Source organism: uncultured Microscilla sp. (assembly GCF_947493425.1).
Classification (GTDB): Bacteria; Bacteroidota; Bacteroidia; order Cytophagales; family Microscillaceae; genus Microscilla.
The window spans coordinates 1-12,732 of the sequence record NZ_CANLRP010000212.1 but is presented as its reverse complement, the minus strand read 5'-3'; the positions used below and the strand labels follow the sequence as shown (position 1 = coordinate 12,732).

The window sequence follows — 12,732 nt, the reverse complement described above, 5'->3', positions numbered from 1 at the left end:
TTGCTAAAAGTGTTTTTATTTCTTTTTGCTTATACACTAAAAAGGGTTGAGGCATAAGCCGCAACTTGAATTAATTAGTAGTTTGATAACCTACCCCGCTCTTTTAAGTCTTCCATAGGAGACTTGAAAGTTTTGAATAAATGTAAGTCTACCGACTTGCTTGCGCAGTAAAATATGCTGCATTAAAAATCACTTGAAATAGTAGTATTAAGGTAATGCTGCATTCGCAGAGAATATTAATCAATCTTCGGAAGACTTGGCACAACGAAGATTAAACCTTTATTCCCATCCACAAAATATCGTCGCGTTGCTCTACACCTTGCATGTGCTGCAATAATTCCTTATTTATCGCTTCGTGCTGTTGGGCAAGCAACAAGTGGGCATTGGTTTGTAACAGGTTTTTCAATCTTTTTTTCCCAAACTTTGTGCGTTCCTTGTCGTTTTGGTCGGTCAAGCCGTCTGACCCTACATAAAGTAAGCTACCTCTGGGCAACAACAACGTCTTTTTTTCAAACTCCCGGTTTTTGGGTTGTATGCCTCCAATAGCCCGGCGGGTGCCCCTCAGCTCTTCTATCTCTTGATGACCTTGTCTGATATAAAACAAAGGACGCTTGGCTCCCGAAAATACCACGGCTACACTGCCTGTTGCTTGTGGCTCCAGAACCAACACTGCCACGTCCATTCCGCTGTTGTTGCGGGTATCTTCCTGGCGCAAAACCTTTTTTATTTTTTTATGCAACAAATCCAAAATACCTACTGGATCGAGCACCTTGTCTACTTTAATGATATTGTCTAGCAAGGTATTGGCCACCATGCTCATAAACGCCCCTGGTACCCCGTGTCCGGTACAATCAGCCACAATCAAAATTGTTTGCCCTTGTTGTTGATCTACCCAATAAAAATCGCCCGAAACCACGTCTTTAGGCTTATACAAAACAAAGTATTCGTTAAAATAGTCGCGAAGACTGGTACTGTCAGGCAAGATGGCGGTTTGAATCAGCTTGGCGGCTTCTATGCTTTTGCCAATGCGGTAACGGTACCACGACAACTCCTTATTTTTACTTTGTAATGTGTCGCGGTGGGCGGCTATCTCGGCCTGGGTTTGCTCTAGCTCCTTGTTTACTTCTTGTAAGGTATGGTATGCTGCTTGTATTTCCAGTGTTTTTTCTTTGATCACATCGCGCTGTTTTTCTGCTTCCTGTTTCTGCACTGCCAATTGTTGGTTGGTTTTACGCCTTTTTTGGTTTATTCTGTAAAGCAACAAAGCCACTATAATAATGGCAGTAAAACCAATGAGAGCAATCACAGAAATCGTTTTTTGAGTTTGTCTGGCTTTTTTTTCGAGTGCTACTTCTTGCTTCAATATCAACTTCTCAGCTTCATGCTTATAGTTTGCTTTTAGCCGGGCTATCTGCTTATTTTTTTTCATGCTAAACACGCTGTCTTTCAACCCAATGGCTTGCTCTTTGTAACGCAAAGCTTTTTCAAAATCTCCCTTGGTTTTATAATATTGGGTGTGCAATTCATAAAAGTTAGCCTCAAAATTTTTGCTTCCTACCACTTTTGCTAAATGCAGGGCATCTTTCAAATGTTGGGGTACGGGCTTGGTTTGTTTGGTATCTAAATAAAATTGAATAAAATCTACGTAAGTACCCAGTATAGAAAAGCTGTCTTTGGCTTTCTTAGACAGTTCAATAGATTTGATAAAAGTTTGCTCTGCTTGCTTATAGTTTTTTTGATGATAATAAATCATTGCCAGGTTGCTGTAGATCAATCCCTGGCTTTTTACATCTTGGGTAGTTATGGCAAGCTTGAGCCCTTCAAACAAAGGAAGGTAGGCTTTTGCATACCTTTTTTCTGCAATATGGGTATACCCTATATTATTGTATGAAACTATCGCATTTTTGATGTGTTTGACCGCCAGGCTATGCATCAACCCTGTTTGATAGTGCTTAAGTGCTTCTTTAGGTTTTTGAAGTTTACTATAAATAAGCCCAATGTTGAGGTGAAGCAACCCCTGTAAACTGTCGAGGCGAACACTGTCTGCCAGCTTGAGCCCCTTGAGCAGTTCGGCAATGGCTTTGTCGTATTCGCTCAACACAATATAGGCAATGCCTACATGATTGAATGAGCGAAGATAGCCTGGCATATATTGAAGTTGTTTCCCCAGTTGGCGCGCTTTTTTAGCGTACTTAATAGATGTAGTAGGGTGCTTGTTGAGGTAGGCGTCTGCCAAACTGTTTAACAGATTGACTCGATGGATGTTCTGAGGTGTTTTTTCAAGTATAGTTTTGAGGCTGTCTATTTTTTGAGCCTGCAAAGATAAAGTACATACACACAAAGTAAAAAGAAGGAAATATAAGCACCTGATAATACACTCAAAATAATGTTTGTCTACATTCAACCCATTACTCATACGATTTTGCGTTTTCACGTAAAAATACAACAAATATGGCAATAGCTTCTCATTGCAGCACAAGATATTTCAGGATAGGTTAAGAAGAAGCAAAAGTTGATTAGAAAACGTAAAACCCAATATGCTTTCTTTACACTCCTTTTCTCAATAGTCCATAGCATTTAGTCCGTAGTCCATAACTGATTCGAGTAAATGTTTACCCTATGAATCATTGTAAACCAATGGCGTATATTAAATTTGCGTACTTGCTTTATTTTTCAAAGGGTTTCAGTTTTACGTCTAAACACGTAATTAAATAGTTTTTAAACTTATAAACATTTGATAACCGAGCCTCTGGTGAGCTCACCGAAGGTAATCAGTAATCAACTTTGACTAAAATCACTGCGGAGTATTGTTTTCTGGTAAACGCTTTTTTTATTGATACAAAAAATCCCTTGCTTATAGCTATAAACAAGGGACTTTTTGTAGGGTGTACGCTAATCAACCACCACCAGGCAAGTTGCCCACATAAATTCTTTTAGAGCCACCTTTTAGGTTTTGCATCTCTTTGGCAGACAACTTCTGCATTTTTTTGCTTGTTTGTTTTGTGATGTTTTTCATTATTATGCGATTTAAATTTATAGGTACAATTTATCACAATTTGCCTAAACATCAAACTTTTTCAGACAATAAAACTGCCTCAGGTGGGGCTCACACACATTATTTCTTTAACTTGGTCAATATTGTATAACCTGTCATCTTCCCTCTTTTGTTATAAAACTCAGAACGTACCAGCCCTACCCCTTTGGCAAACCATTCTACCGTGCGCGAACGGGTTTTGACAAAAGACATTTTCACTTCGCTATTATAAGAAATCTTTACACAGCTGAAAGTACCTGCAGGCGTGGTTATTTTTTCTAAACCCACCACTTTACGTTCACTCATGGCTACTTTGGTGTTAAACATATTAGGCATTCCTTCGGCTTGTACCTTCATAGTAAGGGTGCCATTTTTTAGGGTTTGACCCACACGAGGGTTTGCCGGAATATCAAGGTAGTCACTTTCCATCTCTATTTTCATATTCTTACCCTTTTGCTGTCCTGCCACTGGAGTCATCGCCCCAAACTCAAATTTAAATACCCCATTTTCGCACACTGCTTTGTATTTCCCTTTTGCCTTTACCTCTTTATCTTTTTTATCGTAATAGGCATAGTCTACATTCAACATTACTTTGCCATTTGCTTCGGTTTTGTCAGCTATGTTTAGCCGCACAATGTTTTGTAGTTTACCCTTACGAGAATAGTTTTTCAGCTCCATTGTGGCCCCTTTGCTGCTGGCAATGTACATGGCACAGTCTCCACTATCGCCTGGCACAAAAGCCATTAAAACACTCAAAATTAGCAGGTTAAGCACAAATAAGCTTAAATTTTTAAAACGTTTCATTTTTTTAAGTTTAAGTTTTTGAATAAGCATTCTATATTACACAAAAACATACACCTACACAAGGCAAAACCAATCTGAGCAGTTTTTTTTCAAAAGCGTTGCTTCACAAACTTTACTCGTTTGCCAACAGCATGTCACTGTAAGAAACCTCTACCAGGTCTTCGGTACGAATGCCCAATAGCTGCTGGTAGTGCAAACACTGGGCTCTTAAGTCTTCCTCCAGGTGCTCGCCCTTATTGCCTATAGCCTCAATTTCGGCAAAGCTGCCCAATTGATCTACCTCATCTATATGAAACTTAACGTTGTCAATAAAATAAATCTCGCGTTTTTTCTTTACCACCACCAACTCACCCAAAGCATTGGTCAAAATTTGTTTGAGGGTAGATTCAGGGTTCGATTTATACAACAATACTTCTGAAGTTTTGGCTTCTGCCTGATTGGGGCGGTAGTATTGAATGAGGTGGTTTTCTATGTTGCCTTCCCGCAATTTGAGGCGCCCCTTATTTACTTTAAAATAAGTATCTGTCTGATAATCCACTCCTTTGAAATAAGTCTTGTTTTTTTCTAAAAAAGTCCTGATTTGGTCAGCTTTGGCAGTACGTGCCTTAATCTCTACTAATAAGTGTTGCATATTTGTACAATGATTTAATTTTTAGTGTCTTACCTGGTAGTGAAGTACTCGCTTACGGAGCGCTTACGCTCTTGAGCTGTGGTGCTCAAAGTTTATAAAAGAGGCTTTCACTGTTACCTTTTTTGCTTTTGCAAATATGCGAAAACATTCCTTGATTACAGGGTTTTGTAGCACTGTTGTTTGACTGTTGCCTTCGGTTATGCAACCAAACTTATCATTTATTTGGTATTGAGGGAACATAAAAACTGCACAGGAAAAACATTTTGGGTGTATTTTTTAGCCCTATAAAGTTTTATAACAAAGTAAGGGATTGTAGTAACACACAAAACCCAAATCAGTCATATCCGATTTGGGTTTTCTATTTTAAGCACAAACTATTTGTCTTGCCATTTAAAACTTAAGGCCTCTTACTTTGGTATTCACCAAGTTGTTTTGCAGCAAGTTACGCTCGCCTAAAGGTAGTTTGTCGAACTGCATTTTAAAGCTTTGTAAGTTTTTTAGATTGCCCAGGCTTTTTGGCAACTTTTGCAGCGTAGCATTGTTCCATAAGTTGAGCGTTTGAAGGTTTTCGAGTTTGCCCAGGCTTTCGGGCAGTTCGGTAAGTTGGTTATAGGCCAGGTTCATTTTTTTGAGTTTTTTTAATCCCCCAATACTCTCTGGCAAGCCCTCTAAAGCGTTGCCCCAACTGTCTAGGTTCTCTAAGTTTTGCAACTTACCAATGCTTTCTGGCAATTTGGTCAGTGCATTTTTACGCAATTGCAGGCTTTTGAGTTTTTCTAACCCTCCCAAACTTTCCGGGAGTTTTTTCAATACATTTTCGCGCAAGTCCAGGCTTTCCAGGTTTTTGAGGTTACCTATACTTTCGGGTAAACCAGTCAAACGGTTGGCGTCCAGGTGTAGCTGCTTCAACTGTTGCAGGTTGCCCAGGTCTTTGGGTAGTTGGGTCAATGTGTTGCCTCGTAGGTTAAGCTTTTCGAGCGCCTGGGCGTTTGTCAACTCTTGAGGCAGGTTTTGCAAACGGTTGCGTGATAAATCCAATTTTTTTAAGGCGGTGAGTTTGCCTAGTTCTTTGGGTACCGTTTTTAGGCGATTGTTGTACAAGTCTAACTGCTCAAGCTGCTTTAGCTTGCCCAACTCTTGGGGCAAAGCATCTATTCGATTCATTTTGAGGTTCAGCTTCTTTAACTGTTGTAAATCTCCAATTTCTTTAGGTACTGTCTTTATCAAGTTATTTTGCAAATGTAGTTCCTGGAGGCTTTTCAGCTCACCCAGCTCTTTGGGCAAGGTGCGCAAGGCATTATTGTTGAGCTTTAACACTTCTAGATTTTTTAGTTTTTTGAGCTTCTGTACGGGTATTTGGCGTATACCGTGCAACTCTAGTTTGTACACTTGAGCGGGGGTTTTAAGCGCCTCTTCCAGGCTGGTAAATAGTTTGTTTTTTTTGCGTAACATTTCCCATTGTGCCCATAGCTTTTTATCGGTCTTGAGGGTAGTGAGTTGGGGGAGTTGGGTCAGTTCAACGGGCAATTTTTTGAGGGGGTTGCCCACAATATTCAAATACTTTAGTTTGCGTAACCCGGCAATGCCTGTGGGTAGCACTTTTATTTGGTTATAAGCAAGGTTCAAGGTGTGTAGGTGGCGAAGTTTAAACAAAAACTCAGGTAGTTTGCTGAGTTGGTTATGGCTTACATCTATTATTTGCAAATTTGAGAGTGCAATTATTTCACTGTTGATGCTGTCTAGTTGGTTTTGGGCAAGCTTTAACTCTTGTACACGGGTAAATACATGGATATTACGCGATATTGCTTTGAGTTTTTGCCCCGATAAATCTAAACGATATACTTTGGTGGGATTTTTTAGGGCACGTTGCCACGAGGTATACACCTTTTGTTTTGCCAATGCAGCCTCGGTGAGTAGTTGGGGCGATTGTGCTACTGCTGCCGTGCTCATCAATAAGCTGGTGAGCCAGAGGGTGACCAGCAAATAATTTCGCTTTTGGAGTAACAATGGTTTGATCTTGAATTGCATGGGTTTTGTTTTATTTAAATAATAAAGGGCAACAGTTGTGTTTATAAAGAAAACCCCAACCTAAAACGCCAGGGGCTGGGGTAAGGGCTCATGCCTGGACGATAGTTAAAATCTCGAAGCAGGGCTGCATTGATTTGCAACAAGCGTAACACCCTAAAACGAATGCCTGCCCCTAACAGGGGGCTTTGTTGCCATACCCTGGCAGGGGTTCCCTCTGGGTTAACAGTAAGTAATGCCGGATTGGGCACGTTGAGCCCTTCATACTCTGCCGATAAAAAAAACCAGGAAATGGGCTGAAACTGCACAAAGGCAGTCGCACCATATACCTGGGTGGTAGAGTCGTTTTGTTTGAAAAAACTGTAGCGATAAATGGCTCCTGCGCCTATACTTAGCTTTTGGTTAAGTTTGTAGGCAAGCGTGGGCGATACATCTATCAGTACCGGGTTGCCCAACAATACGGCAAAGTTGCCCCCCAACTGCCATCGTTTGATTTTGTTGTGGGGGTTTTGGCTGGGTTTGCCTCCGGCTACTGTGGGCGGTGGCGGCACTTGAGCGCTTGCCACCATTGCCCACAGGCATACGCCCAACAAAAGGGCAAAAGGCTTTACACAAAATTGCATTTTAAGTTGATTAATTTCGTACTTACCATCCTTAGTCTTTAGATTTTTCTAAACTTTTTTCGATGGCTTTCAAGCGGCTTTTCAAATCGTTCAATTCGGTTTTGAGCGTCTTATGTTGGCTTTTCAAATCGGTCAATGTTTCCTTGATTTTTTTGTTTTTATCCTTGAGCTTTTGAGCATATTCATTCAACCCATCATTGTTTTTACGCAAGTCTTTGACAGCTTCTACTAATATTGGGATTAGCCCCATGTAGTTTACTGAGTAATAACCATCTGCTCCTTTTACTACCAACTCAGGGTATACCTTGAGAAGCTCTTGGGCAATTATTCCAACTTGCTTAGTCTTTAAAAAGCGTTTTTCTTTAAATTCTTCGGTACGAAGCCCATAAGAGGTACCCCTCACCTGGCTTAGTTTAGCCACCATATCGGCACTCAAAGTTTGGATATTTTTTTTGTAGCGGATATCTGAGGGAACGTTTACATTGTTGGCTTGTACATATCCAGCCACATCAAGTGCATAGCTTGGATTAGTAATTCCAATGCCTACTCTACCTCCCATAATGCCAAAATTAAAGCCATTCTCCAGAGTTAAGGCAAAATAGTTTGGTTGCCAACCTATGTAGGCTTGACGGATACCTGCCTTGGTTCTCCATTCAATGTAGGGTACCCAATTTGTTGCTGGGTTTGTCCATTGCATAGTGAAGGCCCCTCCTTGTAATCTCAAATCTGCATTCTCATCAGATACCTGAAGTGTAGTCTGAGGGTTGGCAGTACCAATGCCCAACTTTCCATCGCTGGTCAAGCGCATTTTTTCGCTGCCCCCAATACTAAAAATGGTATTGCCTCCTGCTTCATTGTCTAAGGTAACACCAATGCCGCTACCGGGCTTTTTGATGCTAAGACGAGAGTTTTGTGCCTGACTTATGTTACCCATACCTAAAGCAAAAAAAGCCATGAGGCTCAAGGTAACTAATATAGAATTGTGTTTTTTCATTATTTTTTGATTCACTATTTGTTCTTATAAAAAAACAGTTTAACCATTACTGTACAAACTAAAAATGTGATATAGTGCCTGTTTTTTAGCCTGCTAATTATCTATACCAATATTGGGGAGGCAGTTTGGACACTTTTTTATGTATTTTAACCTATAAAAACACTAACTAGTTAATAATCAAATATTTACGAATAACACATTTTTTTACTGCTATTACTTTTCGACAGTTTTTTGCACTTTTTAAATCATCTTTGGGGAACCAATCAGGTGGTTTTTGAAGAAGTAGTGAAAAATAAGCATTTGTGTTAGAAGCCACTCATTTTTCACCATTCCTTGCCCCACTTCTATTTGTTTGTTTGTCTTATGATCAATTTTTCCAGGGTTGCCAGGCGGGTTTTCACATCAGCCAATTCAGCTTTGAGGGTTTGGCTGTGGGTTTTCAACTCCCCATTTTTCTTACGCAAGTCTTTGATCGCCTCTACCAATACTGGCATTAATCCAGTGTAGTTGACTGAGTAATAACCATCTGCTCCCTTGGTAACTAGCTCAGGGTATACCTTGATCAGTTCTTGGGCAATGAATCCCATTTTTTTGCCCTTAGAGAAGTTTTTGGCTTTGAACTCTTTGGTACGGAACTGATAAGAAGTCCCCCTTACTTGGCTGAGTTTAGCCACAGCATCGGTACTTAACGATTGAATATTTTTCTTGAAGCGAGCGTCTGAAGTTGTAGGAAAGTTATTAGCTTTTATATTTCCTGCCACCTCAAGCTTGTGAGTTGGTGTAGGAGTACCAATGCCTACATTACCGTTTAAATCAATGCGCATTCTTTCGTAACCTGCATAATTCTGTCCAGCAGTAATTGTTTGTCCTGTAATAAATCCGCCCGCAGTATGAAAACTGATGCCTTCGTTATACATTAATCTGATGACTTGTCCTCCATCTGTAGGGTTGACAAACTGCATTTTAACATTTTCAGTAGTCGAGACTTTTACATTATTGCCTAAAACAGTAGCTAAACCATTGCCTGTTTCACCTAAGTGAGCGTATTTACCTATCCTTATATTTACTAAGCCAGCACTGCCTACCTGAAGTTGCTCTTGCGAGTTGGCAGTACCAATGCCTACTTTGCCTTTTACTATTAAATCATTTTTACCGGGGTTGGCGTAGTTATAGGCATCTGCTACTAACATACCACCTGCTTTTAAGCCAGAAGCGGAGGCGTTAGCAGGAGAGTTAATGAGTTGAAAGTACCTATTCAGCTCGGTACTACCTGTGCCAGTGTATAGTACTGGGTCTCCACCTGCTTCAAATAACATATAGCCTCTTACATCTAGCGTCATTTCGGGGCTGCTAGTACCAATACCCAACTTTCCATCACTGGTCAAGCGCATTTTTTCGCTGCCGCCAATGCTAAAAATGGTGTTGCCTCCGGTTTCATTATCCAGGATGACTCCCGTGCCACTGCTGGGCTTTTTGATGGCAAGGCGGGAGGTTTGCGCCTTTGACTGGGTACATACCCCCAAGGCAAAAAAAGCCATCAGGCTTAAAGTAATTAGTATAGAGTGGTGTTTTTTCATCACTTGTTGATTCACTACTTGTTTTATCAAAAAAACAGTTTAACCATTATTGTATTTAGCCAAAAGCAACATTGAGTCTTTTAGCGCTTTCATTTAAACTATACCAATAGGAGGGGGTTCCGCCGGAAGTTTTTTTCAGAAAACATATTAAACAAAAAAAATCGCTGATGTTTCTAGCTGAACATCAACGACTTATATTTTTTATTGGAGAAAAATAAAAAGGGGGGGGAGGAATTATTAACGACAAGAGGCAGGGCTATACCAGCTCTACGAGTTTGAAACCCTGCCCATGCACATTGACAATTTGAATATTTTCGTCAGACTTGAGGTATTTTCTGAGTTTGGTAATGTATACGTCCATACTGCGGGCATTGAAGTAGTTATCGTCTAACCATATTTTTTTCAAAGCCTTTGACCGCTCCAGGGTCCGGTTTTTATGTTCACATAGCATTTTGAGCAAGGCAGCTTCTTTAGAGGTCAGTTTTTTGCTTTCGCCGTTGCGCTGGAGTTTTTGGGTGCTGTAGTCAAAACTAAACGAGCCTACTTCAAAATATTCCTGGGTTTCCGGGGTTACAGGCTGCTCCCCCACACGTCGCATAATGGCTTCTATGCGCAACAAGAGTTCTTCCATGCTAAAAGGCTTATGGATGTAGTCATCGGCTCCTGCCTTGAACCCCTTGATGGCATCTTCTTTCATAGATTTAGCCGTCAGAAAAATAATGGGTATTTTTTTGTTTTGCTCTCTTATTTTTTCGGCAAGCGTAAATCCATCCATTTTGGGCAACATCACATCTAATATACACAAGTCAAACCCTACAGAGTGAAAAGTCTCCAGTCCGGCTTCGCCATCGCGTCGCAGCGTGGTAGGGAACCCTTTAATCTGTAAATACTCCTGTAGCAATTGCCCCAGGTTGTTGTCGTCTTCTACCAACAATATTTTTATTTCATCTTTCATGGTGATCTTCTTTTGGCTAACCTTCATACACTGGCTTTTAGCGGCAATGAACAAGATAAAATAAAGTACGGGATATGGGTCACAAGGTTGGGTCTATGATATACTTTGAACGGCATGGTTAACCGAAACCTAGTTATTCTATTGTTCCGCTTCGCTGATTGCTGGGATTGTTGTCGCTTACGGCTCATTGTCAGAGCAAAGCTTCTTAATTATTACCGTATCGGTATTCAAGCTCTGTGCTCATTGTTATAGTTATTTTAACCCGCTTTGCGTAGCATTATACTGCCCATCACGCGCTATGTGCCATATAAGGGAAAAACAAGGTAAAAGTACTGCCTTTGGCTGGCTCACTTTTTACCTGAATTTCGCCTTGGTGGGCATCTACCATGGTTTTTACATAACTCAAGCCCAACCCAAAACCTTTTACATCATGAATGTTGCCAGTAGGCACCCGGTAAAACTTATCAAAAACCTTGTTGATTACTTCTTTAGAAATGCCTTGTCCTTTGTCGCTAATCATTACCCTAATGCCCCGTTCATTGCTTTGGGTTTCAATGGTGATTTCTGGATTGTCGGGCGAGTATTTATTGGCATTATCCAACAGGTTAATGATCATATTGGTCAAGTGAATCTCATCGGCATAAATACAGGCTTGTTCAGCGTTGAGCGCAGTATTGAGTACTCCTCCCCGTTTTTCTACTTGAATTTGTATATTTCTTACTGCTTTGGCAATACTTTGGTGTACGTTTACCTCGCTAATGTTCAGTTTAAAGTCCTCTCGGTCTAACCGGGCTATTTGTAGTACCTTTTCTACCTGTTGTCCCAGCCGATCGTTTTCTTCTTTGATCATTCCCATATAGCGATTCATTTGACCAGGGAGCTGTTGAATATCAGGGTCTTGCATTGCCTGGCAAGCCAACGACACGGTGGCAATCGGGGTTTTGAACTCGTGGGTCATGTTATTAATAAAATCTTTGGTCATGTCTGACATTTTCTTTTGCTTCAGAATGGTGTTTACGGCAAACGTAAAGCAAAAAATAATAATGACAATAAACACAAACGCTGAGGCGAGCACTGTCCACATTTGCTTTATTACAAAGGTGTTTTCTGCCGGAAAATCTACCAATAGTTTGTTGGGTTGTGGCGATATATCATTGGGAAACAAGATGGTGGCATAGTTTACCTGAGACAGTGCCTGCTGAGGATTGGAGTACTGGATAGGCTTTTGGGGGTTAAATACATAGCAATACTGGCCATTTTGCTGAGTAACCACATTGAAACGGTAAGGAATGTCAATGCCTTTACTCAGCAACTCTATATGAAGTAATGAATCGAGCAGTTCCTGGCTGATGCGCTGGTGCAATGGCTTGCGCTTGCTCAACAACTCGTCTATCACCAACATCACCGAACTAGCCTTCACATGCACTTTTTTGCTTGAGTCGTCATTCACGACGGTAACCTCTTGAGGGTGTAAAATTTGCTTAAGCCGGGGACTGGGCTTAGCGCTGACATTGAGGGTAAAGGTGGTATCTTCTCCTCCTTCAGACAGGGTCCAACTGTGTTGAAGTTCTACTTTACTATGGTTCTTTTTTATCTTTGATTTTCGCAAAACATTGAATTTGCGATTACCAGAAGTAATGATATTGTAAAATTGTTTGGGGCGTGGGGAACGACTGCCTTTGGTATTAAAAAAACGATTGCCTACGGCATAAGCAGTCTCTCGTTTTTCTAATTTACGCACCAGGTTGCTCAAAGCCTGGTGTACGTCTTGATTAAAGCGTTCTTTTTTTATTTTGAGTGAGGTATTGACCCAATAAATCTGTAAACCAATCAAACCTATCAGGGCAATACTCATTAAAAAAATAATATAGTTGAGTTTTTTTCTGGTTTTCATATAGGCACCTGTTCTTTGTATGTTTGATACAAAATACGGTGAAAGCAACTGCTTTTTTGGGTATTTAACATTTTTTAACTCTGTATAGTTAATAGTCGGTCTTTAACAAAGCTTTTAGCCTTAGGAACGGTGTCAAAATAAATTTACATTCTTAACCTCATCTTTTTTGGACATGCTTCGTTAAAAAAACTTGCC

At 40.5% G+C, this 12,732-nt stretch carries 9 protein-coding genes; all 9 read right to left on the bottom strand.

Going from position 1 to position 12,732, the window contains the following annotated elements; genetic code table 11:
• Positions 1-271: 271 nt before the first annotated feature.
• Positions 272-2,236: a SpoIIE family protein phosphatase gene (locus Q0954_RS29805; protein ID WP_299464182.1), complete on the bottom strand. Its 1,965-nt coding sequence runs from the start codon at positions 2,234-2,236 to the stop codon at positions 272-274.
• A gap of 879 nt (positions 2,237-3,115) precedes the next feature.
• Complete coding sequence (locus tag Q0954_RS29800) at positions 3,116-3,838, bottom strand: hypothetical protein (protein WP_299464179.1); 723 nt, start codon at positions 3,836-3,838, stop codon at positions 3,116-3,118.
• 112 nt (positions 3,839-3,950) lie between these two features.
• A complete protein-coding gene (locus Q0954_RS29795) occupies positions 3,951-4,469 on the bottom strand; it encodes a class IV adenylate cyclase (protein ID WP_299464176.1) in 519 nt (172 codons plus the stop codon).
• A 390-nt stretch (positions 4,470-4,859) separates the two neighbouring features.
• Positions 4,860-6,497, bottom strand: coding sequence for a leucine-rich repeat domain-containing protein (locus Q0954_RS29790; protein WP_299464174.1), 1,638 nt, complete (start codon positions 6,495-6,497; stop codon positions 4,860-4,862).
• Between the two features lie 41 nt (positions 6,498-6,538).
• Positions 6,539-7,117: a hypothetical protein gene (locus tag Q0954_RS29785; RefSeq protein ID WP_299464172.1), complete on the bottom strand. Its 579-nt coding sequence runs from the start codon at positions 7,115-7,117 to the stop codon at positions 6,539-6,541.
• Between the two features lie 31 nt (positions 7,118-7,148).
• Positions 7,149-8,111: a tail fiber domain-containing protein gene (locus tag Q0954_RS29780; protein WP_299464169.1), complete on the bottom strand. Its 963-nt coding sequence runs from the start codon at positions 8,109-8,111 to the stop codon at positions 7,149-7,151.
• Between the two features lie 344 nt (positions 8,112-8,455).
• The gene (locus Q0954_RS29775; protein WP_299464166.1) at positions 8,456-9,718 is read right to left on the bottom strand and encodes a tail fiber domain-containing protein; all 1,263 of its coding nucleotides are present in this window, start codon (positions 9,716-9,718) and stop codon (positions 8,456-8,458) included.
• Between the two features lie 226 nt (positions 9,719-9,944).
• Positions 9,945-10,670, bottom strand: a complete 726-nt coding sequence (locus Q0954_RS29770; RefSeq protein ID WP_299464162.1) for a response regulator transcription factor — start codon at positions 10,668-10,670, stop codon at positions 9,945-9,947.
• A gap of 262 nt (positions 10,671-10,932) precedes the next feature.
• A complete protein-coding gene (locus Q0954_RS29765) occupies positions 10,933-12,537 on the bottom strand; it encodes a sensor histidine kinase KdpD (protein ID WP_299464159.1) in 1,605 nt (534 codons plus the stop codon).
• Positions 12,538-12,732 lie beyond the last annotated feature (195 nt).

Coding starts and splice junctions, on each gene's coding strand:
- Q0954_RS29800 (WP_299464179.1), bottom strand. CDS start 3,838: ATGAAACGTTTTAAAAATTTAAGCTTATTTGTGCTTAACCTGCTAATT.
- Q0954_RS29795 (WP_299464176.1), bottom strand. CDS start 4,469: ATGCAACACTTATTAGTAGAGATTAAGGCACGTACTGCCAAAGCTGAC.
- Q0954_RS29790 (WP_299464174.1), bottom strand. CDS start 6,497: ATGCAATTCAAGATCAAACCATTGTTACTCCAAAAGCGAAATTATTTG.
- Q0954_RS29785 (WP_299464172.1), bottom strand. CDS start 7,117: ATGCAATTTTGTGTAAAGCCTTTTGCCCTTTTGTTGGGCGTATGCCTG.
- Q0954_RS29780 (WP_299464169.1), bottom strand. CDS start 8,111: ATGAAAAAACACAATTCTATATTAGTTACCTTGAGCCTCATGGCTTTT.
- Q0954_RS29770 (WP_299464162.1), bottom strand. CDS start 10,670: ATGAAGGTTAGCCAAAAGAAGATCACCATGAAAGATGAAATAAAAATA.
- Q0954_RS29765 (WP_299464159.1), bottom strand. CDS start 12,537: ATGAAAACCAGAAAAAAACTCAACTATATTATTTTTTTAATGAGTATT.